Source organism: Roseomonas sp. USHLN139 (assembly GCF_037145735.1).
In the GTDB taxonomy this organism is placed as follows: Bacteria; Pseudomonadota; Alphaproteobacteria; order Acetobacterales; family Acetobacteraceae; genus Pseudoroseomonas.
Genome location: NZ_JBBCWY010000002.1, coordinates 388,082 through 411,044, shown reverse-complemented (window position 1 = coordinate 411,044; position 22,963 = coordinate 388,082). Strand labels below are relative to the sequence as shown.

General features: G+C 70.1%; 22 protein-coding genes. 8 read left to right on the top strand and 14 right to left on the bottom strand.

The features are described from left to right. Nucleotides 1-4 precede the first annotated feature (4 nt). The gene (locus WFI16_RS09175; RefSeq protein ID WP_419897522.1) at nucleotides 5-550 is read right to left on the bottom strand and encodes a SiaB family protein kinase; all 546 of its coding nucleotides are present in this window, start codon (nucleotides 548-550) and stop codon (nucleotides 5-7) included. A gap of 332 nt (nucleotides 551-882) precedes the next feature. Here WFI16_RS09175 and poxB point away from each other — a divergent pair, with 332 nt between their 5' ends. Beyond that, nucleotides 883-2,622: a ubiquinone-dependent pyruvate dehydrogenase gene (gene poxB, locus WFI16_RS09170; protein WP_419897521.1), complete on the top strand. Its 1,740-nt coding sequence runs from the start codon at nucleotides 883-885 to the stop codon at nucleotides 2,620-2,622. Between the two features lie 31 nt (nucleotides 2,623-2,653). On the opposite strand, the gene WFI16_RS09165 is transcribed toward poxB, so the two are convergent. From WFI16_RS09165 to WFI16_RS09150, 4 genes are read right to left on the bottom strand one after another with little or no spacing between them, the layout of a single operon-like run. Continuing rightward, entirely contained in the window at nucleotides 2,654-3,556 is a 903-nt protein-coding gene (locus WFI16_RS09165) for a VOC family protein (protein ID WP_419897520.1), read from the bottom strand. Then, nucleotides 3,553-4,308, bottom strand: a complete 756-nt coding sequence (locus WFI16_RS09160) for a serine O-acetyltransferase (protein WP_419897519.1) — start codon at nucleotides 4,306-4,308, stop codon at nucleotides 3,553-3,555. Before WFI16_RS09160 ends, WFI16_RS09165 begins: the two co-directional genes overlap by 4 nt. A 1-nt stretch (nucleotide 4,309) precedes the next feature. Next, nucleotides 4,310-5,851 (bottom strand): aldehyde dehydrogenase family protein, encoded by a 1,542-nt coding sequence (locus WFI16_RS09155; RefSeq protein WP_419897518.1) that lies wholly within the window; start codon nucleotides 5,849-5,851, stop codon nucleotides 4,310-4,312. Then, entirely contained in the window at nucleotides 5,851-6,729 is an 879-nt protein-coding gene (locus WFI16_RS09150; protein WP_419897517.1) for an NAD(P)-dependent oxidoreductase, read from the bottom strand. The genes WFI16_RS09155 and WFI16_RS09150 overlap by 1 nt, the downstream gene beginning before the upstream one ends. Nucleotides 6,730-6,951: 222 nt before the next feature. On the opposite strand from WFI16_RS09150, the gene WFI16_RS09145 reads away from it, so the two are divergent. The 3 genes from WFI16_RS09145 to WFI16_RS09135 are packed head-to-tail and all read left to right on the top strand — an operon-like array spanning nucleotide 6,952 to nucleotide 9,321. Then, entirely contained in the window at nucleotides 6,952-7,599 is a 648-nt protein-coding gene (locus WFI16_RS09145) for a CDP-alcohol phosphatidyltransferase family protein (RefSeq protein ID WP_419897516.1), read from the top strand. Beyond that, nucleotides 7,596-8,603, top strand: a complete 1,008-nt coding sequence (locus tag WFI16_RS09140; RefSeq protein ID WP_419897515.1) for a phosphatidate cytidylyltransferase — start codon at nucleotides 7,596-7,598, stop codon at nucleotides 8,601-8,603. Before WFI16_RS09145 ends, WFI16_RS09140 begins: the two co-directional genes overlap by 4 nt. A gap of 7 nt (nucleotides 8,604-8,610) precedes the next feature. Continuing rightward, nucleotides 8,611-9,321, top strand: coding sequence for a lysophospholipid acyltransferase family protein (locus tag WFI16_RS09135; protein ID WP_419897514.1), 711 nt, complete (start codon nucleotides 8,611-8,613; stop codon nucleotides 9,319-9,321). A gap of 4 nt (nucleotides 9,322-9,325) precedes the next feature. On the opposite strand, the gene WFI16_RS09130 is transcribed toward WFI16_RS09135, so the two are convergent. The 6 genes from WFI16_RS09130 to WFI16_RS09105 all read right to left on the bottom strand — a co-directional run bounded on the left by WFI16_RS09130 (nucleotide 9,326) and on the right by WFI16_RS09105 (nucleotide 15,987). Continuing rightward, nucleotides 9,326-10,054, bottom strand: coding sequence for a segregation and condensation protein A (locus WFI16_RS09130; RefSeq protein ID WP_419897513.1), 729 nt, complete (start codon nucleotides 10,052-10,054; stop codon nucleotides 9,326-9,328). Further along, nucleotides 10,041-10,637, bottom strand: a complete 597-nt coding sequence (locus tag WFI16_RS09125; protein WP_419897512.1) for a hypothetical protein — start codon at nucleotides 10,635-10,637, stop codon at nucleotides 10,041-10,043. The genes WFI16_RS09130 and WFI16_RS09125 overlap by 14 nt, the downstream gene beginning before the upstream one ends. A gap of 6 nt (nucleotides 10,638-10,643) precedes the next feature. After that, nucleotides 10,644-11,648, bottom strand: coding sequence for a site-specific integrase (locus tag WFI16_RS09120; protein WP_419897511.1), 1,005 nt, complete (start codon nucleotides 11,646-11,648; stop codon nucleotides 10,644-10,646). Between the two features lie 89 nt (nucleotides 11,649-11,737). Then, nucleotides 11,738-12,799 (bottom strand): hypothetical protein, encoded by a 1,062-nt coding sequence (locus WFI16_RS09115; RefSeq protein WP_419897510.1) that lies wholly within the window; start codon nucleotides 12,797-12,799, stop codon nucleotides 11,738-11,740. A gap of 99 nt (nucleotides 12,800-12,898) precedes the next feature. Next, nucleotides 12,899-13,789, bottom strand: a complete 891-nt coding sequence (locus WFI16_RS09110) for a hypothetical protein (protein ID WP_419897509.1) — start codon at nucleotides 13,787-13,789, stop codon at nucleotides 12,899-12,901. Between the two features lie 92 nt (nucleotides 13,790-13,881). Further along, nucleotides 13,882-15,987 (bottom strand): hybrid sensor histidine kinase/response regulator, encoded by a 2,106-nt coding sequence (locus WFI16_RS09105; RefSeq protein WP_419897508.1) that lies wholly within the window; start codon nucleotides 15,985-15,987, stop codon nucleotides 13,882-13,884. Nucleotides 15,988-16,258: 271 nt separating this feature from the next. On the opposite strand from WFI16_RS09105, the gene WFI16_RS09100 reads away from it, so the two are divergent. Further along, nucleotides 16,259-17,824: an ABC transporter substrate-binding protein gene (locus WFI16_RS09100; RefSeq protein WP_419897507.1), complete on the top strand. Its 1,566-nt coding sequence runs from the start codon at nucleotides 16,259-16,261 to the stop codon at nucleotides 17,822-17,824. Between the two features lie 188 nt (nucleotides 17,825-18,012). Here WFI16_RS09100 and WFI16_RS09095 read toward each other — a convergent pair whose 3' ends face one another. Further along, nucleotides 18,013-18,897: a dienelactone hydrolase family protein gene (locus WFI16_RS09095; RefSeq protein ID WP_419897506.1), complete on the bottom strand. Its 885-nt coding sequence runs from the start codon at nucleotides 18,895-18,897 to the stop codon at nucleotides 18,013-18,015. Between the two features lie 46 nt (nucleotides 18,898-18,943). Continuing rightward, nucleotides 18,944-20,170: a multidrug effflux MFS transporter gene (locus tag WFI16_RS09090; RefSeq protein ID WP_419897505.1), complete on the bottom strand. Its 1,227-nt coding sequence runs from the start codon at nucleotides 20,168-20,170 to the stop codon at nucleotides 18,944-18,946. Between the two features lie 658 nt (nucleotides 20,171-20,828). Between WFI16_RS09090 and WFI16_RS09085 the strand changes: the two genes are divergently transcribed. The 3 genes from WFI16_RS09085 (at nucleotide 20,829) to WFI16_RS09075 (ending at nucleotide 21,616) form a co-directional block, all read left to right on the top strand. Further along, entirely contained in the window at nucleotides 20,829-21,035 is a 207-nt protein-coding gene (locus WFI16_RS09085) for a cold-shock protein (RefSeq protein WP_419897504.1), read from the top strand. Between the two features lie 86 nt (nucleotides 21,036-21,121). After that, nucleotides 21,122-21,334 carry a hypothetical protein gene (locus WFI16_RS09080; RefSeq protein ID WP_419897503.1) on the top strand — a complete coding sequence of 71 codons (213 nt, stop codon included), beginning with the start codon at nucleotides 21,122-21,124 and terminating at the stop codon, nucleotides 21,332-21,334. A gap of 90 nt (nucleotides 21,335-21,424) precedes the next feature. Beyond that, nucleotides 21,425-21,616: a hypothetical protein gene (locus WFI16_RS09075; RefSeq protein WP_419897502.1), complete on the top strand. Its 192-nt coding sequence runs from the start codon at nucleotides 21,425-21,427 to the stop codon at nucleotides 21,614-21,616. A gap of 8 nt (nucleotides 21,617-21,624) precedes the next feature. On the opposite strand, the gene WFI16_RS09070 is transcribed toward WFI16_RS09075, so the two are convergent. Then, nucleotides 21,625-22,902: an aminotransferase class III-fold pyridoxal phosphate-dependent enzyme gene (locus WFI16_RS09070; protein WP_419897501.1), complete on the bottom strand. Its 1,278-nt coding sequence runs from the start codon at nucleotides 22,900-22,902 to the stop codon at nucleotides 21,625-21,627. Nucleotides 22,903-22,963: the final 61 nt, after the last annotated feature.

Sequence of the window (22,963 nt, the reverse complement as noted above, 5' to 3'; positions counted from 1 at the left end):
GCTCTCAGATATAGGCTTTCAGGCAGAAGAAGCTGAGATCGGCTCCGACGTCCTGGAAATCGAATTCGACGGGGGCGCTGGCACGGCGGACGATCTCGATCAGCCCGATGCTGCCGCCCAGGCTGCCCTCCTCGGGCGGCTCCTTGAGCTTGCTGCGGTAATGCGCCTTCAGCTCCTCGGCGCTCATGCCGGCCAGGGCCGCCAGCCGCGCCTGCAGCACGGGGACGTCAGGGCGGGCAATCTCGTTGCCGCAGACCACGAAGAAGCGGCCCTCCTCGACGCCGACGATGATCAGCCCGGCGCTGAGCGGCGGCGTCGGCTCCTTGGCGATCCGGTTGGCGGAATAGCGGATGACGTTCTGCGCCTGCTCGATGAAGATCGAGAAGACCCGCTTGGCGATGCCGGAATCGGTCTCTTCCTGCTGCATGCGCGCACGCAGCACCTCGCCCAGGGAGAACATCACCTTCTCAGAGACGAAGCCGCTGAAGGAGAGGATGATTCCATTCTCGCGAATGGCGCGGTGGAAGGCGGTGTACTGCTGAGCGAGCAAGCATCCTCTCCCGCAAAGGGCTGCGGTGCCGCTGCCCTCGCCGATCACGGCGCAGCAGCAATTTTCGGTGGCAGTTATACCGGGACATGCCCGCGGCGGTAGCTAAAAATTTACTAATACGCTCACCCTGCGGCAGGTCTTTCTGCAGATTGTGGCCGGCGCGACACTTCGTGACCGGTACCATTTTTGCCTTGATGGCACTGGCTGGAACCAGCCGGGTGGCGAATACCAGTCTCCCCACCGAGCTGTGATCCGTCGCCGCCGGCCACCCGCCGCAGGATGCGGCCGAGGCCGCCGCATCCGGCGCCCCGCCCGTCCACCGGAGTGCCCCGATGTCGAACAGCGTCGCCGACCAGTTTGCCGCCACCCTCGCCGCCGCCGGGGTGAAGCGGATCTACGGGGTGGTCGGCGACAGCCTGAACGGCCTGACCGAGGCGCTGCGGCGCCAGGGCCGCATTGACTGGGTGCCGGTCCGCCACGAGGAGGCCGCCGCCTTTGCCGCCGGCGCCGAGGCGCATGTCACCGGCGGCCTCGCCGTCTGCGCCGGCAGTTGCGGCCCGGGCAACCTGCATTTGATCAACGGGCTGTATGACTGCCACCGCTCGCGGCTGCCGGTGCTGGCCATCGCGGCGCAGATCCCCTCGGCCGAGATCGGCTCCGGCTATTTCCAGGAGACCGATCCGATCGCGCTGTTCCGCGACTGCAGCCATTACGCGGCGATGGTGGGCAGCCCGCGCCAGCTGCCGCGGGTGCTGGAAATCGGCATCCGTTCGGCCCTCGGCCAGGGCGGCGTCGCGGTGGTCGGGCTGCCGGGCGATGTCGCGCTGCAGCCGGCGACTGCGGCGCCGCTGCCGACCGCGGCCGGGCTGATGCCGCCGCCACCGCTGACCCGCCCGGCGCGGCGCGAGCTCGAGGCGCTGGCCGCCCTGCTGGCGCAGCAGGAGGCACGCATCACCCTGCTCTGCGGCGCCGGCTGCGCCGGGGCGCAGGCCGAGGTGATGGAGCTCGCCGCGCGGCTGAAGGCGCCCATCGTCCACGCCCTGCGCGGCAAGGAGCATGTCGAGGGCGGCAATCCCTATGACGTCGGCATGACCGGGCTGATCGGCTTCGCCTCCGGCTACTACGCGCTGCAGGATTGCGACATCCTGCTGATGCTGGGCACCGACTTCCCCTATCGGCAGTTCTACCCCGACAAGGCCACGACCCGCATCGCGCAGGTCGATATCCGGCCGCAGCAGATCGGCCGGCGCGCCGCAATCGATCTCGGCCTGGTGGGCGATGTGCGGGCCACCCTGGAGGCGCTGCTGCCGCTGCTCGCCCAGCGCCAGGATGGCCGCCACCTGAGCAAGGCCCTGGCGCATTACCACCGCACCCGCGAGCAGCTCGACGCCGAAGCGGAAGCGACCCCCGGCCGGCGCCCGATCCACCCGCAGCAGGTGGCGAAGCTGGCCAGCGACCTGGCCGCGACGGATGCCGTCTTCACCGCCGATACCGGCCTGCCGACGGTCTGGGCGGCCCGCTACCTGGCGATGGGGAACGGGCGGCGGCTGCTCGGCTCCTTCCTGCATGGCTCGATGGCCAATGCCCTGGTGCAGGCGATCGGCGCGCAATCCGCCCTGCCACAGCGCCAAGTGGTGGCCTTCTGCGGCGATGGCGGGCTGGCCATGCTGATGGGCGAGCTGCTGACCGTGGTGCAGCAGAAACTGCCGGTGAAGCTGGTGGTCTTCAACAACGCGACGCTCGGCTTCGTCGAGGTCGAACAGAAGTCGGCCGGCCTGCTGCCCGCCGGCACCACGCTGGAGAACCCGAACTTCGCCGCCATGGCCGAGGCCATCGGCCTGCGCGGCATCCGCCTGGAAGACCCGGCCGATGTCGCGGCGGGCCTGGCCGAGGCCTTCGCGCATCCCGGCCCGGTGCTGATCGACGCCGTCGTCTCCCGCACCGAGCTGCCGTTGCCGCCCGCCATCACGGCCGAGATGGCCAAGGGCTTTTCGCTCTATGCCCTCAAGGCGGTGATGGACGGGCGCGGGCGGGAGCTGGTCGACCTGGCGAAGAACCAGTTCTGGCGCTAGGCGCCGGGCAGCGCGCTGCCTGCGCTGCGGCTCAGCCCCCGGGGGCCGGCACGAAGCGGATCAGCGCATTGCCGCAGGCGGCGATGTCGCGCACCGCCGGCCCCTCCGGCGTCTCGCAGGTCTCGATGCCGGCTTCCGCCAGGACGCGGCGCGCGGCGGCCAGGTCGGCCACGGCGATATCGATGGCGGCGCCGGCATTGTCTTCCGCGGCCATGACCGGCTGCGGGGCATCGGCGAAGACCATGCTCCAGGCGTCGGGGCGCAGCACGCGGAACACCCCCTGCCCGGTCGCGACCTCCCAGCCGAAGGGGTGCTGCACGGGCGCGGCGCCGCCGAACATCGCCGACAGCCGCGCCAGCACCGGCGCCGGATCGGGCGCCCGGTAGGTCACCGCGCCGATGAAGCGCGCGGTGTTGGCGTGCTGCATCCAGGAAGGCACCCAGACCAGTTCCGGCCGGTGCTGCTGGCAGAGGAAATGCGAGACCCGCGGCAGCGCCTTGTCGCGCAGCACTTCCAGCTCCACCACCGCCTCGTCCCAGTCGCCGCCGGGCACCCGGACGCGGCGGCGGAAATGGATGGCGCCGCTGGGCTGGATGCCGCGGCTGGCCATGTCGGCGCGGTCGCCGGCGGCGTCCCTGCTGTGCAGGGCAACCAGGGAAAGCCCTTCGCGCTCCGCCAGCGCCTCCTGCATGTGGCGCCCGAACAGGAAGTCGCCGGTGCCGTAGCCGCCGGTCAGGCTCTCGTCATAGACGCTCATCACCTCGAGCAGCGAGCGTTCCAGCACCGCCAGCGTCGTGCTGGTGCCCCAGGGGTGGAAGCCCACCGGCGTCATGGTGAAGCCGAGCCGCGTGTAGAAGCCACGGGCGCGCTCGATGTCGCGCACCAGGACCAGCGGATGGTCGATGCCGGGCATTGCCTGGGGCATGCTGCTCATACGGCGATCTCCAGCGCAGCCAGGTGCTGCGGATAGGGGTGGCGGTGCTGGCCGCGCGGCATCGCGGGATTGCCGGCGACCGTGGTGCGCGGCGGGACGGCGCGCAGCACGACGCTGCCGCTGGCGACGACCGCGGCCTCGCCGATCTCGATATTGCCGAGGATGGTGGCCCCTGCCCCCAGCACCGCGCCGCGGCGGATCTTCGGGTGCCGGTCGCCATCGGCCATCAGCGTGCTGCCCAGCGTCACGCCGTGCCAGAGGCAGACGCCATCCTCGATCACCGCGGTCTCGCCGACGACCAGCCCGATTCCGTGGTCGAGGAACAGCCCGCGCCCCAGCCTCGCCGCCGGATGGATATCGGCGCCGAGGATGGCCGCCCCGGTCTTCACCGCGATCGCCAGCTCGGTCTCGCCCTGCTGCCACAGCCGGTGCGCCAGGCGATGCGCCACCAGCATGTGGAAGCCGCGCCCGCCGAGCCAGGTGCCGACCAGCCCGCCGGGCTCGAAGTTCAGCCGGGTGATGGCCTCGAGATCGGCCAGCGCCGCGGCCACGTCATCCGGCGCCCCGGCGAAGACGCGCTGGGCCAGCGGGCCGATCTCGACCCAGCCGCCCGGCACCAGCCGCCGCAGCAGCCCGGCCAGGCCGCTGGCGGCATCGGCCGCCAGGGCGGTCTCGCCCAGCCCCGCTGCCAAGGCGGGGACGCGCGCCGCCAGGCCGGCGGCCGCTTCCTGCAGGCGGGGCCAGGGGTCCATCTCAGCCGACATAGCCGAAGGCGACGCCGGGGCTGGCCGCCGTCTCCACCCAGACGCTCTTGGTCTGGGTATAGGCGGACAGCGCCTCGCGCCCCGAGGAGCGGCCGAAGCCGCTGCGCCCGAAGCCGCCGAAGGGCGAGGCGACATTGATGGTCTTGTAGCTGTTGATCCAGAAGGTGCCCGCCCGCACCCCGGCGGCAACGCGATGCGCCCGCCCGACATCCTGGGTCCAGACCGCGCCGGCCAGGCCATAGGGCGTGCTGTTCGCCAGCGCCACCGCTTCTTCCTCCGTATCGAAGCCGAGCACGGCGAGGACTGGCCCGAAGACCTCCTCGCGGGCGATGGCGGCATCCGGCGTCACGCCGTCGAGGATGGTCGGCGCGAAGAAGAAGCCGCCCGTCGCCTGCAATGCTTCCGGGCAGCCGCCACCGGCCGCGAGCTGCGCACCCGCCGCTGTCGCCGCACCCACCATGCTGCCGATCTTGTCCCATTGCCGGCGGTTGTTGATCGGGCCGATCTGCGTGGCCGGGTCGGTCGGCGAACCGACCGGGATGCGACCGGTGGCGGCAGCCAGGCGCGCGACGAATTCCGCCTGCACGCTGCGCTGCACCAGCAGGCGGGAGCCGGCGACGCAGCTCTGCCCGGCGCCGCCGAAGATGGCGGCCTGGGCACCGGCCACCGCGCGGCCGAGATCGGCATCGGCGAAGACGATATTGCCCGACTTGCCGCCCAGCTCCAGCACGCTGGGCACGATGTTGCGCGCGGCGGCGGCGGCGATCTGCGCGCCGGCCTCGGCCGAGCCCACGAAGACCACCAGCCGCGTGTCGCGATGGCCGACGGCGGCGGCGCCGGTGGTCGGGCCGGCCCCGGCCAGGATGCTGACCAGCCCGCGCGGGATTTCCTGGACGTCGTCGATCAGTGCGCCAAGGGCGAGGCTGGTCAGCGGCGTCAGCTCGGAAGGCTTCAGCACCACCGCATTGCCGGCGCAAAGGGCCGGCGCGATCTGCCAGCCGGCGGTGAAGACCGGCGCGTTCCAGGGGGTGATCTGCACCACCGTGCCGAAGGGCTCCGGGCGCGTGTAGTTCAGGTGGCTGCTGGGGACCGGGATGACCTCGCCATGCAGCTTGTCGGCCCAGCCGGCGTAATACTCGAACATCTCCGCGACCTTGGCGACCTCGCCCCTTGTGTCGCGGATCGGCTTGCCGGCGGAGAGGGTCTCCAGCTCGGCCAGCGCCTCGGCCTTCTGGCGGACGAGCCGGGCGACTTCCCACAGCGCGCGGCCGCGGGCGGCGGCGGTCATGCCCCACCAGGCGCGCTGCGCGGTCGCGGCGGCGGCCATCGCCGCATCGACGACGGTCGCGCCGGCATCGGCGTAGGACAGAATGACGCGGCCGTCGGCGGGGTTGACCAGGTCGAGCGCGGCGCCGGTGCCGGGCAGGACCTCGCCGGCGACGAAGCTGCCGACCGTGCCGCCGGGCAGCAGCTCGGACAGCAGGGCCGCGACGCGCGGGGCGCAGCTGGTCAGGGGGGCGCCATCGGGCATCAGATCGGCTCCTTGCGGAAATCGGCCATGTGCGTGAAGTCGTCGGTGTCGGCGATGCGGGGCGTGCTGTCGCGCCAGATGCGGGCGACCTCGGCCGAGAGCGGCAGGGCGACGCCGGACGCCTCGGCCATCTCGAGCGCCAGCCGCACATCTTTCCGCATCAGCCCGGCGCTGAAGCCGCTGTCGAAGGTGGCGGGCAGGATCCAGCGCGGCACCATCGCCTCGCTGATGGCGCTGCGGCCGGTGGCGGCATTGACCACGCCCAGCGCATCGGCGGCCGAGAGGCCGGCGGCCTCGGACAGACGCAGCGCCTCGCCGGTGGTGACCAGATGGGCGGCGACGAGGAGGTTGTTGACCAGCTTGGCGATGTTGCCGGCCCCCGAGGGCCCGACATGCACCGCCTTGGCGGACAGGGCGTCCACCACCTTCTGCACGATGGCGAGGTCGGCCGCCTCGCCGCCGATCATCATGGTGAGCGCGCCGGTCGCCGCCCCCGTCGGCCCGCCGCTGACCGGCGCGTCGAGCAGCCCGTGCCCGGCCGCCGCCAGGGTCGCCGCCAGCCGCCGCGTCGTCACCGGGTCGGAGGTCGAGGTGTCGATCACCACCACCTTGCGGTCCGACCGATCCAGCAGCCCGCCGGGGGCGGTGGCCACCGCCTCGACATCCTTCGCATAGGGCAGCGAGAAGACCAGCGCATCGGCCTGGCGCAGCACGCCGTTCAGTTCCGGCACGAAGCGGATGCCGGCGGCCTCGATCGGGGCGCGGCGCGCCTCGCTGATGTCATAGCCCAGCACCGTGAAGCCGGCCTTGGCCAGGGTGGCGGCCATGCCGAGGCCCATATTGCCCAGCCCCACCACGCCGATCGTCTGCACCTGCATCATCCGCTTCCCCGAACCGTCCCGCAGCCTCGCCCGGTGCCGGGATGACGACAAGCCGCAGTTTCCGCACGAAGCGTTGCCTTTCCGGCAACGCTACACGCGTTTGTCACCATCCCTGCCGGGGGTCGGGCCATGGACAGGCGCGGGCGCGGCCGTGCATCTGTCACGCTATCGTCGCGAAATTCGCGGCCCCGAGGAGTCGCTGCCCATGATCGAGCGTCCATGACCGAGCCCGGCGACCGGCGGCCGATCGCGGCCCGCAACCTGGCGGTGATGGAGCGGCTGGCCGGCTGGCTGATCCGGCGCCAGGCGTCTCCAAACGCGATCTCCGGCTGGGGAATGGTGGCCGGTCTTGGCGCCGGGCTGGCCCTGGCCGGGACCGCCTGGCTGCCGGAGGCGGCACGTCCGCTCTGGATCCTCGGCGCGCTCGGCATCCAGCTGCGGCTGCTGGCCAATCTGCTGGACGGCATGGTGGCGGTCGGGCGCGGCGTCACCTCGCCGGTCGGCGAGCTGTGGAACGAGGTGCCCGACCGGGTGTCCGACAGCGCCGTGCTGCTCGGCCTCGGCGTCGCCGCCGGCAACTGGGGGCTGGGTGCGGCGGCGGCGCTGGCCGCCATGGCGACGGCCTATCTCCGCGCCATGGGCAAGGCCGCTGGCGCGCCGAGCGATTTCCGCGGCCCGATGGCCAAGCAGCAGCGCATGGCGCTCTGCACCGCGCTGGCGGTCTGGTGCGCGCTGGTCCCCCTCGCCTGGAGCCATGGCCTGCAGCTGCCCGTGATCGGGCTCTGGGTGATCCTGGCCGGCTCGCTGCTGACCTGCTGGCGGCGGCTCTCGGGCACGGCGCGGGCGCTGCGGGGGGGACGGGCATGAACGGCACGCTCGCCATCCCGACCGCGCCGCCGGGCCTCGGCCGCGCCTTCGAGCATCCGGTCACCCAGGGCATCGTCATCGCCACCATCGGCGTGCTGCTGGCGGCCTCGCTGATCATCCTGGCGCTGCAGCTGACGGGGCGCATCGGCCCGGCATTGAGAAAGGAGCTCTGGCTGCGCACCGGCGCCTGGGGCGTGCTGCTGCCGCTGATGCTGGGGCCGGTGCTGGCGGGGCGCGAATGGACCATCGCCGCGGTGACGCTGCTCGGCATCTTCTGCCTGCGCGAATACGATCGCGCCACCGGGCTGTTCCGCGAATACCTGCTGGCCGGCGTGGTGGCGCTCGGCATCCTGCTGGTGAACTTCGCCGCCCTCGACCACTGGTACGGCCTCTATGTCGCGCTCTGGCCGCTGATGGGCGTGCTGATCGCGGTGGCCACCATCCCGCAGGACCGGCCGGAGGGCTATATCCAGCGTGTCGGCCTGGCCACCTTCGCCTTCATGCTGTTCGGCGCGGGCCTCGCGCATCTCGGCTACATGGCGAACGACCCGGGCTACCGCCCGCTGGTACTGCTGCTGCTGACCGCCGTCGCGTTGAACGACGTCGCCGCCTTCACGTTTGGAAAACTGTTCGGCCGGAAGAAGATGCTGCCGGCGACCAGCCCGAACAAGACCTATGCCGGCGCGCTGGGGGCGCTCGCCACCACCACCCTGCTGGTCGCCTTCGTCTCCGGCCCGATCTTCGCCGGCACGGCGATGGAGCCGCTCTGGCTGCGGCTGATCCTGGGCGTCATCGTCTCGGTCGCCGGGCAGCTCGGCGACCTGATGCTCTCCTCGATCAAGCGGGATCTTGGCATCAAGGACATGGGCACGGTGCTGCCGGGGCATGGCGGCGTGCTGGACCGCTTCAACAGCCTGCTGCTGGTCTCGCCGGCGGTGTTCCACTTCCTGCGCTGGATCATGGATCTGGGCGCCGCCGGCCCGCACCGGCTGATCACCGGGTGAGCACACCATGAAATGGGAATTGCGCCCGGCCCGCGACCTCGGCCTGAGCCCGATGGACCGGCTGCGCTCCCAGGGGCGCGAGGCCGGCCTCGGCAGCCTGGCCGCGCAAAGCGCCTGGCGGCGGCTGGTGCGGCTCTATCTGGCCGCCGCGCACCGGCTGGTGGTCGAGGGGCGCGACAACCTGCCCGCCGCGCCGCCCTATGTCCTGATCGGCAACCACAGCAGCCATCTGGACGCGCTGACGCTGTCCTCCGTGCTGCGCGGCGCCGCGGCGCGGCGGGGCTATGCGCTGGCGGCCGGCGACTTCTTCTTCAGTTCCGGCCCCTCCTCGGTCTTCGCCGCCTATGCGGTGAACGCCCTGCCGGTCTGGCGCCGCCGCACCACGCGGAAGGAGCTGAACACGCTGCGCGACCGGCTGGTCGAGGATTCTCTCGTGTACATCCTCTTCCCCGAAGGCACCCGCAGCCGCGACGGGGCGATGGCGAAGTTCCAGCCGGGCCTCGGCACCCTGGTGGCGGGCACGTCGGTGCCGGTGGTGCCCTGCTATCTGGACGGCGCCCACAAGGCCTGGCCGCCGGACAGCAGATTCCCCCGGCCCTCGCCGCTGACCCTGCGCATCGGCACGCCGCTGCACTTCACGGATCTGCCCAACGAGAAAGCCGGCTGGGCCGAGATCGCGGCAAGGTCCGAGGCGGCGGTGCGGGCACTGATCCGCTGACCGGTCAGCCGGCCGGCGCCAGCAGGATCGGCGCGAAGCCCTCCTGCTGCGACAGGCGGAGCTCGCCCTCGCGGGCGAGTTCCAGGGCGGCAACGAAGGTGCTGGACAGCGCACCGCTGCGCCGCCGGGGCGGCAGGAAGGCGGTCAGCGCGCGCGGCGCCTCGAGGCCCGGCAGCAGCTGCCGGACATGCGCCAGCGCCTCGGGAACCCGCCAGAGATCCTGCGGCGGCGGGCGATAGGTCGCCGCGAAAGCCTCGCCGCGCGGCAGGGGGCCTTCCAGCAGCACCAGCAGCGCCTCGAGGAAGGCAAGCTGCGCCGCCGCGCGCGGCGGGCCGGCCGGCCGCTCCGGCGCGCCGCGGGGGAAGACGTCGCGGCCGAGCTGCGGCCGCGCCGACAGCCGCGCCGCCGCCGCGCGCATGGCGGCCAGCGTCTCCAGCTGCCACAGGCGGCGGCTGGCCTCCTGCTCGGCATCGGCCGCCTCGCCAGGGCTGCGCGGCGCCAGCAGGCGGGATTTCAGCAGCACCAGCTCGGCCGCCATCACCAGCCAGTCGCCGCGCTGCGCCAGCGGCACCCGCCCGGCACCGTCCTGCAGCGCCGCGGCGAGCTGGTCGGTGGCCTCGGCGATGGACAACGCGGCTAGGTCGATCCGCTTGCGGCCCAGCATCTCCAGCAGGAAGTCGAGCGGCCCCTCGAACCCCTCCAGGCTCAGCCGCGGCGTGTCAGATGTCGTCATAAAGCGGCCGCAGGTCGAGGATCAGCGCCGGCCAGGCACGGCGGAGGCGGCGCAGCGCCTGCCAGGGCGACCAGTCGGCCGACCAGAATTCCAGCTCCAGCCGGCCGGAACGCGTCAGGCGGCGATCCTCGGAAGGCAGTGCCCGCACCTGGCGCAGCGCCCGCAGCGTGCCCCAGCGCCGCCACAGCCAGGCCCGCGCCTCGAGGTCCTCGGGGCCGCGGCGCAGCAGCGCCTCCGGGATCGGCAGCAGCCGGTGCAGGTCGAAGGGGCAGCGTCGGTCGGTGGCAGCGCGCGCCAGCAGCGCCGCCTGGTTGGTCGCCGCCGCATCGCGCAGCCGCCGCGCCAGCAGCCGGGCACCGGCCGGGCTGATCGCCGGCGGCCCCTCGACCGGGGCGAGCAGCTGCAGCCGCCAATCCTCCTCCATACGGTCGAGGTCGAGATGCCAGGGGATCTCCCCCGGGCCGGCGGCGGCCGCGGCGAAGGCGGCCATCGGCTCGGCCGGGCCGCTGACCGTCAGGCGGTGGCGCAGCCAGTCGGTGTGATCCGGCGCCAGCGGCGCGTCGGGTGCCGGAGCCGGGGCCAAAGGATCTCAGAGATCCAGCAGCCGCGCCGGGCTTTCGGCGGTGATCTTGGCGCGGCGGCGATAGGATTGCGTGGTGTTGAAGTCGCTCTGCCGGGCGTGCTGCATCACCTGCTCGTCACGGGCGCCGTTCAGATAGGCCTCGGTGATGAAGCCGGCGCGCAAGCCATGCGGCGACAGGCGCTCTGACGCATCCACCGTGATGCCGGCGCGCTCCGCCCGGCGGCGCAGGATGCGCCAGACACCCTGGTCGCCGAGCCGCCCCTCCAGCGTGCCGCCGGCGGTGACGCGGCGGAAGACAGCGCCGTAGTCGATGCGGGCGCGCTTCAGCCAGTCCTCGACGGCGCGCACCGGGCAGGAGAGCGGGTTGTTGCCGCGCGGGATGCCGAGGCGGGCGCCCTGCCCCTCCTGGTCGCGCTTCGAGCGCGGGATCTCCAGCACCATGCCCTCGCTGGTGAAGCGCAGGTGCTCGCGGTCGATCGCCACCAGCTCCGAGCGGCGCAGCGCCGCCGCGAAGCCGAGCAGGAACAGCGCGCGGTCGCGCAGCCCGGCCAGGTCGGTGCCACAGGCGCGCAGCAGCTGCTTGACCTCGACCGAGGTCAGCGCCGCCGCCGGCCGCGTCGGCTTGCCATGGCTGGCGAGGATGCCGCGCAGCGTGGCGCGGATCGCCGGATGCCCCGGCTGCCAGGGCAGGTTGGCCTGGCGATGCGACTGGGCGATGGCCGCCAGCCGCCGCTTCAGCCCGCTGCGGCCGAGGCTGCCGGCCAGGCTCGCCAGATGCGCGGCCACCAGTAGCGGATCGGCCGGCAGCGCCTCCTGGCCGAGGCTGCGGCACCAGCCCGAGAAGGCGCGCCAGTCGCCGGCATAGGCGCGGCGGGTATTGGCCGAGAGCGACTTGCCGGCATAGGCGGCGGCCTCGGCGATGGCGGCGCCGAGCGGACCGGCGAGCAGCGCAGCGGCCTCCGGCGAGGCCTGCTGCAGCGCCAGGGCAAGGGATTGGTCGTCAGTGGCCACGGCGATGTCCCATGCGGCGGTTCTGCCAGAGAGCGGAAAGACTGAGCAAGAGCTCGCGTCACCGCCCTGGCTGCGGCTTCACTGACGGGTCAGCCTCTGGCGGAAAGCCGAATCCGGCGGAGCAACCCGTCGAGGCTTCTCTTCAGAAGGGCTATGCCTTCTGGGGAACGGGTACGGCAGACCGCATCGAAAACCTGATGCTTTTCGATATTCCTTTTTCTTGTATTGATCTTTTCAAGGCTGTTTAACGACAGGGCAACCGCGTGATGGGTTTCCTTCTGCTCGATAAAGCGGGCCAAGTTTTTCTCGATATTACGCAGGCTGCGAGCATAAAAATCAAAATTGTAGTTATAGAGCTCAATGGCCTTGTCCGGCTCGCCAAGCTGGTAGAACAGCCATCCCCGCAGCAGCAGGATCCGACTCAGATTGTAGGAGGTCGCCGTCATCGGCGACGCCAGAAGACGCGAGTGGGAAATTGCCTCGTCAAGCGTGGCAAGGAAGGCGTCATGGTCTTGCAGAGCGAGGTCGACATGCCAAAGCGCCATCAGCAGGGAGATCGCGAGATGGTCACGGTCCGTACGCGCCTCGCCAGTGCTCGCCACGGTGCCGAGCCTTTTCTGGACGTCGCGGATGTCCTGCCTCGCCTGCCGAAGGCCTGCGGCTTCACCAAGATCAACTGCCCGATAGGCGTAGATCACAGCCGCCACACAGAGATGCGAAGCATTGAGGCTATAGTGATCGAGAATCTGCCGAGCCGAGAAGACCAATGTTTCCCGGTCTTGTACCCTGTTTCGGTGCCGGAAGAAGTGCTTCTCGAACTGCCTCTCGCTGAAGGCAAAGAGACCCGTCAGACACCAGGCTTCGCCCACGGGCAATGGTGTAGCGTCCTGCTCCACCACCACCTGAGAAAAGGGCGGCCAGCTTGGCTGAACTGGCAGCACCAGCCTGCCAGAATGGCCAGACTCTGCAGTCCCGCTCTCGACACTGGCGCCGGCTTGGAAATCGGTGGGCCACACGCAATGCGCGACAACCACGGGCCCGGCCCCGGTGAGGATGCTGATCGTCAGATCGCGGCGGGAAAGATCTGGAAACAGGATCGACATCTCGATCGTGCCGCCACGAACAACACCTTGCTGGAGAGTCGGTACCATTTTCCTCGCGATCTCTTCGTTTGAAATACAGAGTACTATCGGGAACCCTGGCCGGCAGTGAGGCAACGCTTCCGCGCCGCCAGCTATCCGGCCCGCCACCTACATGCCCGACAGAACCATTTTCCAGACCGCCAGCGTCTGATCCTTCTCCATCGGAATATGACCGCCCTTAGCCGTCATCCGGTTGAAGAACATAAAGTGTATTTCATCGATCTCGCTGAGGAAGCCGTCGCCTTTCAGGCGCTGTACCTCGTCCCAGAAAGGCTCGATCTGCGTCCTTGTATTCTTCGGGTCCTTAAGATTGTGGTAGATCCAGACCCGGCGTGGCAGGCTGCGGCTCTCCAGCCAGCGATCGATAACCCGCATGCGCGATGAGTATTTATTCTTGATGTACTTAATACTACGCCCTCGATAGCAGCGGGCCAGCATCTTCTCTTTTGGACCGTCATCCTCGTACAGGAAGAGATCGACCTGCGGGATCTCCGTCACAACCGAACACCCAGGAAAGCAGACGGCCGACATCAGAGCCCAGAAGCCGCCCGCAGAGATTCCGTAAAGCATCACTTTCTCGGATGGAATCTGCAGAAGTTCGCGGATGCGATCCAGGATGCGGTTCACGACATCAAGCGCCCAGGCCGAGCTGTAGCCCTGGTGCCAGCCCCCGTTCAGGCTGTCGCTCATATACAGAGTGGGATCGTTGATTGTAATGTAGGAAGAAGCCACTTCGGCGTGCCAGGACCACCGATAAAAATAGGGAAGCTTGACAATATCGCGTTGAATTGCATCCTGACCACAGATGATCAAATTTTCTGCATTTTTGCGAAAATAGCAAAACATATCGACGCAGAAACCATCGACTGAAAATCTATACCAAATCTGTTGATCATAGATGATTTTCAAATCCTCTACTGAGGATTCAATAAATAAAGGCGAATATTTAGAAGATTTATCGAGCCAGGAATTATCTCGGAACTTAACGCCTTCTCCCAAGAAAACTCTCCTGAAATAATATATCGATCTTTTCTCAAGATAAGACGTTTTCAGAAATTCGGCAAGTTCCACCCTCTATTGAGATGCTCCCGCTACCCCGCCAGCAGCGCCTGGATCCGCCCCGCCAGCAGTTCCATGGCGAAGGGCTTGGTCAGCAGATGCATCCCGGGCTCGAGCTGGCCCTCGCCGATGACGGCGCTCTCGGCATAGCCGGTGATGAAGAGCACCGGCAGGCCGGGGCGCAGCGCCCGCCCGGCATCGGCCATCTGCCGCCCGTTCATCCCGCCCGGCAGGCCGACATCGGTGACCAGCAGGTCGATCCGCTGGTCGGCGCGCAGCTGCTCCAGCCCGCCGGCGCCATCGGCCGCCTCCAGCGCGGTATAGCCGAGATCCTCCAGCACGGTGCGCAGCAGCAGGCGCAGGGTCGGCTCGTCATCGACCACCAGCACGGTGCCGGGGCGCGACGGCCGCGGCGTGGCCAGGTCGGCCGGCTGCTCCGCGGCGGCACCGGCCTCGGCCGTTCCCTGGTGATGCGGCAGGTAGAGCAGCAGGGTGGTGCCCTCGCCGGGCGTGCTGCGGATCTCCGCCTGGCCGCCGGACTGGCGGACGAAGCCGTAGATCATCGACAGGCCGAGCCCGGTGCCCAGCCCCAGCGGCTTGGTGGTGAAGAAGGGATCGAAGGCGCGGCGCGCCACCTCCGGGTCCATGCCGGTGCCGCTGTCGCTGACCGAGAGCGCCAGGTAGGGCCCCGGCGGCAGGCCCAGCCGGCCCGCCGCGGGGCCTTCCAGATGACAGTTCTCGGTGACGATCCGCAGCCTGCCCCCATCCGGCATCGCGTCGCGCGCATTGATGCAGAGGTTGAGCAGCGCGTTCTCCAGCTGGTTGGGGTCGACCAGCACGGTCCAGAGATCGGCGGCCGCCACCACCTCGGTGCGGATCGCCGGGCCCATGGTGCGCTCCACCAGGTCGGTCATGCCGGCGACCAGGCGGTTCACGTCGATCGGCTTCGGGTCCAGCGTCTGCCGGCGCGAGAAGGCCAGCAGCCGATGGGTCAGCGCCGCCGCCCGCCGCGCCGCATCCTGCGCCGAGGCGATGAAGCGGCCGAGACCATCGGTCTGGCCACGCGCCACACGGAACTGCAGCAGCTCCAGGCTGCCGGTGATGCCGGTCAGCATGTTGTTGAAATCATGCGCCAGGCCCCCGGTGAGCTGGCCCACGGCCTCCATCTTCTGGCTCTGGCGGAGCTGTTCCTCGGCGAGCTGCAAGGCCTCGGCCTGCTCGCGCTCGGCGGTGAAGTCGCGCCCGCCGGCATTGATCAGCCCCTCGCCCGGCACGGCGTTCCAGGCGATCCAGCGGTAGCCGCCGCCGCGATGCCGCAGCCGGGTGTCGAAGCGGCGCCCGGCCTGGCCCTCCGCCATGCCCGCCAGCGCCTCGGCCAGCGCCGCCCGGTCATCCGGATGCACCAGCCCGGCGAGCTCCGCGCCGACCAGCTCCGCCTCCTGCCAGCCCAGCACGGCGGTCCAGGCCGGATTGACCACCACGATGCGGCCCTCCGGGCGGGCCACCAGCATCAGGTCGGTGGTGAGTTGCCACAGGCGGTTGCGGTCGGCGGTGCGCTCGGCGACGCGGCGCTCCAGCGCGGCGTTCATCTCGGCCAGCCGCGCGCGTTCCTGGCGCAGCGCGCGCTCGGCCAGGACCTTGCCGGTGCTTTCCATCACCGTGTCGATCATGCCGACGACGCGCCCGGCCTCGTCGCGCACCGGGCTGTAGCAGAAGGTGAAGAAAGCCTCCTCGGCATAGCCGTGCCGGTCGGTCTGCAGGGCGAAATCCTCGACGAAGGTCGAGGTGCCGGCCATGGCGCGCGCGGCGATCGGACCGATCTGCGGCCAGGCATCGCGCCAGACCTCGGCCATCGGCCGGCCGAGCGCATCCGGCTTGGCGCCCAGCATCGGCAGATAGGCATCGTTGTAGATGCTGATCAGCGCCGGCCCCCAGAACAGGCATTTCGGGAAATGCGAGGCCAGGGCGATGTCCACGGTCAGGCGCAGGGCCGCGGGCCAGCCGGCGATCGGGCCGAGCGGCGTGGTCTCCCAGGGGAAGTCGCGGATCCGCGCCGCCATGGCGCTGGAGGTCGCCGGGAAGGGCATGGCGGCTTCCTCGGCGGCGATGCTCCTGGGGCCGGAAAGGGGCGACGTCATGCGGCGGTCCAGTCCTCGGGGGCGCAGGCCGGACGCGCTGACCCGGCCTCCGGCCAGCGATGCCATGCCACCCCCGCGGCTGTCAAAGCCGCCGCGCGGGCGGCCTTCAGGACCACTAAGCGCGACACCAGACCAGTCGCACCCGGCCGCGTCGGCTGACGCCGTCGCCCGCTCCAGCGTCACGGCAGGGTCCTTCGCTATTCACACCTGCCGGCGCCCGGCCTATCCTCGATGAACTGGACGTCACACTTTTAAGAACAGGTAAAATATCATGATGTGGAAGTGGTCGGTTGCCGCTGTCGCCCTTCTCTGTGCCGCTCCGCTGCAGACTGTCGCGGCTGCCGACCTGACCATGGGCAACAGCGCCTTCCCGCTGTCGGTCGATCCGCATTTCTACAACGGCATTGCCGACCGCAACCTGTCGCTGCATGCCTTCAGCCGGCTGGTCGAGCAGAAGGGCGACATGTCTCTGGCCCCCGGCCTGGCGACCGAGTGGAAGCTGGTCTCCGACACGGTCTGGGAATTCACCCTGCGGCCGGGCGTCCTGTGGTCCGACGGCCGGCCGGTGACCGCCGAGGACATCGTCTTCTCGCTGACCCGCTCGGCCAACATCCCGAACAGCCCGCTGGGCTACGCGCCCTTCACCCGCGACATCGCGACGGTGGAGGCGGCCGGGCCGGGCGTGGTGCGGATCACCACGAAGCAGCCCTCGCCCAACCTGCCGATCAACATGACGGCCATCTCGATCGTCGCGAAGCACGCGGTCGAGGCCGGCGAGAATGATTTCGACGGGCTGCGCGCCGCCATCGGCACCGGCCCCTACCGCGTCACCCGCTTCCTGAAGAACGAGCGCGTCGAGCTCGAGCGCAACCCGAACTGGTGGGGCGAACGGCCGGAATGGGACCGCGTCTCGATGCGCTTCATCGCCAATGAGGGCGCCCGCAGCGCCGCGCTGCTCTCCGGCGATGTCGACCTGATCGACAGCCCGTCGCGCAACGACCTGCCGCGCTTCCGCCAGGACAGCCGCTTCCGCGTCGCCTCCACCCCCGGCAACCGCTCGATCCTGCTGCTGCCGAACTTCCAGGAGGAGAGCAGCAGCCAGGCCACCGACAACGAGGGCAAGCCGCTGGCCGCCAATCCCTTGCGCGACCGCCGAGTCCGCCAGGCGCTGAGCCACGCCATCGACCGCGTCTCGCTGGCCGACCGCGTGCTGGAAGGCACCGCCCAGGCGGCCGGGCAGTTCATGTGGCCGGGCGCCTATTCCTACACGCCCGAGATCGGCATCCCGGCCTTCGACCAGGCCCGCGCCCGCACACTGCTGGCCGAGGCCGGCTTCCCGCAGGGCTTCCGCCTGACGCTGAGCGCTTTCGCCGACCGTCCCGACTTCCGCACCGTCGCCCAGGCGATCGCCCAGATGTGGAGCCGCGTCGGCGTGCGCACCACGGTCGATGCCATCCCGGCCTCGGTCTATCTCGGCCGTGGCGCCAAGCATGAATTCGCCATGCCCTTCTTCAGCTGGGGCATCAGCACCGGCGAGGCCGGCTACGCCCTGACCAACATGTTCACCACCATGGACCGCAGCACCGGCCGCGGTCCGGCGAACTGGGGCGCCTATTCCAACCCGGCGCTCGACACGCTGATCGACCGCTCGCTCTCCACCATGGACAATGCGGCACGCGAGAAGCTGCTGATCGAGGCGCAGAAGATCGTGGCCGACGACATCGCCGGCATCCCGCTGTATCAGCTGGTGAACTTCTGGGCGACGCGGGCCGGCATCACCTACGAACCGCGCCAGGATCAGCGGACGGTGGCCTTCTCGGCGACGACGACGAAATAAGCATGAAGAAGGCTGGGGGAAAGAGTTCCCCCAGCCCCGCTCTTTCTTCCGACCCTCGCCCCAGCATCATGGGGGGGCGCAGACGCTTTGGCCGTTTCACCGACCGTCGCCACCTGGACACGGCAGTCCGACAGAAAAAAGAAGGGGTCGAGGGGAATTCATTCCCCTCGCCTTCGTCTGTCTTCTCTTCAGACCCCGTATTTCCTGAACCAGGCCAGCATCCTTCCCCACGCGTCTTCCGCGATCTCCTTGCGGTAGCTGGGGCGGTAATCCGCGTGGAAGCCGTGCGGCGCCTCCGGGAAGACCACGATATCCACGGTCCTGCCGGCGGCACGCGCCTTCTCGGCCGCGGCCTCGACGGTCGCCGGCGGGATGCCGGTGTCGGCGGCGCCGTAGAGGCCCAGCAGCGGCGCCTTCAGCTCGGCCGCCACATCGGTCGCGGTGCGCGGCTGGATGGCGCTGGTGGCGCCGGCGACCGGGCCGTACCAGGCAACCGCCGCCTTCAGGTTCGGGTTGTGCGCGGCGTAGAGCCAGGTGTTGCGGCCGCCGCGGCAGAAGCCGGTCACCGCCAGGCGGGCGGCGTCGCCGCGGCCCTCGGTGGTGGCCCAGGCCAGCGTGCTGTCCAGGTCGGACAGCATGGTGGCGTCGGGCGCCTTGCTGATGACCTCGCGGACGATGGTGGCGGCGTCGGTCATCGTCGAGAGGTCGGCCAGGCGGGCATAGAGCTCGGGCGCGACCGCCAGGTAGCCGGCTTTGGCCAAGCGGCGGCAGGTGTCCTTGATATAGGCGTGGACGCCGAAGATCTCCTCGATGACCAGCACCACCGGGAAGGGGCCGGCGCCGTCGGGGCGGGCGAAGTAGGCGGGCAGGCGGCCATCGGCGACCGGCACCTGCACCTCGCCGGCGACCAGGCCCTGGCTGTCGGTGGTGATCACCTGGGCGCTGGCACCGTGCGGGACGGCCAGGGTCAGCCCGGTCATCAGCGAGGTCATGACGAAGCCGCGGCGGGCCAGCTCGCCCCGCAGCGGGTTGGCGGCGGGCATCAGCCCGTCCAGGCCGTGGAGGTCGTTCATCGCCGGTGTCTCCTGCGCGGGATCTCCGGCGATGCTAGACCGGTGCTCAGCGGCTGAACAGCCGGCCGCGCTCGGCGTAGAGGACGCTGGCCAGCGCCGCGATGCCGCAGGCAGCCAGGCCGGTCAGCAGCGGGATGGCGGTGCCGTCGAAATGCTGGCCGATCCAGAAGCCGATCAGCGCGCCGCCGAGCGTGGTGACGAAACCCTGCACGGCGCTGGCGGTGCCGGCGACATGGCCGAGCGGCTCCATGGCCAGCGCGCCGAAATTGGGCACGGCCAGGCCGAAGCAGAACATCAGCGGCGCCTGCAGCAGGACGAAGCTCCAGAGCGTCTCCTGGCCGGCGATCGCGACCAGGGCATGGACGGTGCCGACGAGGATGTAGCCGAGCAGCGCCAGGTGGCAGATGCGGCGCGAGCCGTAGCGCACCACCACCCGCGCATTGGTCAGCGAGGCCATGGCCATGAAGCCGGCGATCAGGGCGAAGACGGCGGGGAACAGCGCCTCGGCCTGGAAGACATCGGCGAAGAGCTGCTGCACCGAATTGATGAAGCCGAAGATGCAGCCCATCATCATGGTCATCGCCAGCATGTAGCCGACGGCGCTGCGATGGCCGAGCACCGCGCCGAAGGCGCGCGCCACGCGGGCCGGGTTGATCGGCATGCGGTCGGCCGGGTTCAGCGTCTCGGGCAGGCGGAAGCTCACCCAGGCCGAGACCAGCGCGCCGAACAGGGCCAGCACGCCGAAGATCCAGGGCCAGGGCGCGACGGCGACGATCGCCTGGCCGATCGAGGGGGCAATGATCGGCACCGCCAGGAAGACGATGAAGGAGAGCGACATGACGCGCGCCATCTGCGGCCCGGCATAGCGGTCGCGCACGATGGAGATGGTCAGCACCCGCGCGCCGGCGGCGCCCACGCCCTGCGCCGCCCGGGCCAGCAGCATGGTGTCGAGCGAGGGGGCCAGCGCGCAGGCGATGCTGCACAGGGTATAGATCGCCAGCCCGGTCAGCAGCACCGGCTTGCGGCCGAAGCGGTCGGCCAGCGGCCCATAGACGATCTGCGCCGCCCCGAAGCCGAGCAGATAGGCGGTGATGATCCATTGCCGGTCATTGTCGGCGACGATGCCCAGCGACTGGCCGATGGCGGGCAGTGCCGGCAGCATGGAATCGATGGCCAGCGCATTGACCGCCATCAGCGCCGCGATCAGCGCGACGAACTGGCGGAATCCCATGCCGCCGCCGGCCGCACCTGGCTGCCGCTGTTGCTCACGCACCTTGTCCGTCTCCCTGCCCCGGGCACCACGGCGGCGCGCCTGGGGGCGCCACGGGGTCTGTCACTGTGTCGAAGCCGCCGTCCCGGCACCGGCCAGGCCGGCCTGCCGGTCGCGCCACCGACCGATCCTACGGGACGATCAGGCTCTGCCGAGCGGCATCTGGCTCGCGGCGTGGTCAGGCGGCTGTCCACGCCGCTGCGGGAGCGGGGCTTCACCGGTCGGTAACTGTCGGCAGGGGCATCGGTCAAGCCCTGCCGGGCGGCGGGCTGGTTACCGGAGGAAGCGGCGCTTTCTCGCTCCCGACCACAACCGTGCGGCCGCTGACGAAGCGGAGGATGGGCGCCCTTCCTCGACAGAGGCTGGTGGGCATTGTTGCCCTGTTGCGCAGCAACGAAGGAAGACGCGGCCTGATCACGCCGCCGAGATCTTTCTGAATGCGTGGGAAAAAGCGCAGATAGATTCTGCAGTTTCTTCGACGATTTCGATGATGAAGCTTGCCATACGGCGCCAACAGGCCCATGTTGGCCTTGTCAGCTCGTTTGGTTCGGCCTGCTCTCCTAGCTCACGCTTGAGTGCCGAGCCCGGTGTCCGTCTCCCGCGATGTTCGATCCACCCTGCCATCCCGCGGGGTGGCCTCTTGTTGTGAGCATATCCGATCATGGCTACCGGCACCGTTAAGTGGTTCAACGCGACCAAGGGCTTCGGCTTCATTCAGCCCGAGGACGGCTCCAAGGACGTCTTCCTGCACATCTCCGACGTGCAGCGCGCCGGCATGTCCGAGCCGCGCGAAGGCGAGCGTCTGCAGTATGACCTGCAGCAGGGCCAGCAGGGCAAGGTTTCGGCCGGCAATCTGCGCAAGGCCTGAAGCGAAGCGGCGCGGCTTCGGTCGGGTCGGCTTCTCGGCAGGGCGCGGCTTCGGCCGCGCCTGACACCGTCTCGCGGAGGTTCAGCATGCGACCCCACGGCTTCATCGTCGGCCAGATCGTCGAACTCCAGGCCGGCAAGTACGAAGGCCACGTGCCCAACGGCACCTACACGGTGACGCGGCTGCTGCCGAATGACGGCACCGATCGCGAATACCGCGTGCGCAGCCAGAAGGACGGGCATGAGCGCGTCGTGCGCGAGAGCCAGCTGCGCAAGGGCGCCGAAGCGCCGATTTTCTGACCGCGCCCCCTCCGGGCGCGGGAGCCGCGTGCCGCCCTGCTGCCAGCGAGCGCCACGCCATTCGCCCGCCATGGCGGGCAGGAGACGATCATGCAGGTCAAGGACAGCAAGCCGGCGGCAGCGCCGGTGGAGAGCGATGCCGCGCTCGACGCGGAAGTCGACTACCTGGCGCGCCGCCATCGCGTCTCGCCGGCGGTGGTGCGTGAAATCATCCGCCGCACCGGCTCCGCCGAACGCTCCTCGGTCGAGCGCGAGATCCGCAAGGGCATGATGCGCCGCTGAGCCAAGGCTCAGGCCGGCAGCGGCACCATGCTGCCGACCCGGGCGAGCGCCCGGCCGAAGCGCTGCACCACCTCGGCGATTAGTGGCGCCGTCATGACGGTGGTGGTGGTCATGGCGCAGCGCGGCAGCGGGAACAGCCCTTCCAGCAGCATCGCCAGGTGCAGTTCCTGGGTGAAGGCAGCATCGGGCCGGGTGGCAGTGGCCACCGCCCCCGCCCCGGGATCGTAGAAGAACAGCCCCAGCATCGAGCCGACCCGCCGGGTGAAGAGCGGCACCGAGCGCGCCGCCGCCTCGGCCTGCAGCCCGGCCTCCAGCAGCTGGGCCAGCCGGTCGATATGCGCGATCGCGCCAGGGGTCAGCGCCTGCACCGAGGCGAGGCCGGCCGCCATGGTCACCGGATTGCCACTAAAGGTGCCGGAGGCGAGCGCCCGCGGCGCCGCCGGATCGACCACCGCCAGCAGCTCGGCCCGGCCGCCAACGCCGCCGACCGGGAAGCCGCCGCCGATCACCTTGCCCAGCATCACCAGGTCAGGCGTGAAGTCGAGCCGTGACTGCGCCCCGCCCGGCGCCAGGCGGAAGCTGATGACCTCGTCCAGCACGAAGACGATCCCCTTCCGCCCGCAGGCGGCATGGACCTCGCGCAGGAAGCCTGGCGGCGGCAGCGCGAAGCCGCCCGAGCCGAGCACCGGCTCCAGGAACACTGCCGCGATCTCCTCGCCATGCTGCTCGATCAGCGACAGGAAGGCGGCGGTGTCGCCATAGGGCGCCGCGAGGTGCACCGGCCCCGGCGCGCCGCGGCCGCCGAGATTGGTGTCCCACATCGTGCCGTGATAGCCGCCCTGCGCCATCAGGAAGCGGTGCCGCCCGGTCTGGCCGCGGGCGATGTTCAGCGCCAGCGAAAAGGCCTCGGTGCCGGAATTGCAGAACAGCACCCGCTCCACGGCGGGCAGCCGGGCGACCAGGGTCTCGGCCAGCTCGATCTGCGCCGTGTTGTTGGCCGGCCAGGCGCTGCCGCGGGCCAGCTGCGCCGCCGCCGCCTGCACGATCGGCGGGAAGGCATTGCCATGCACCAGGCTGTACATGTTGCTGGCCAGGTCGATGTAGCGCGCGCCATCGGCATCCCAGAGGAAGGACCCCTCGGCGCGGGTCACGGTCAGCGGATAGGGATCGTGGAAGGCGATGGCGCGGGAGCTGGCGATCGGCATCACCGCCCGGCCGCGTGCCTCCCAGGCGGCGGAGGCGCTGCTCGCCTCGCGGAAATCCTGCTGCAGGCTGGCATTGCGCATCGGCGGCCCCCTTCTCGCTGGTGCCCCCATTCAGGACCGGCGCGGCGCAGAAATCCAGCCC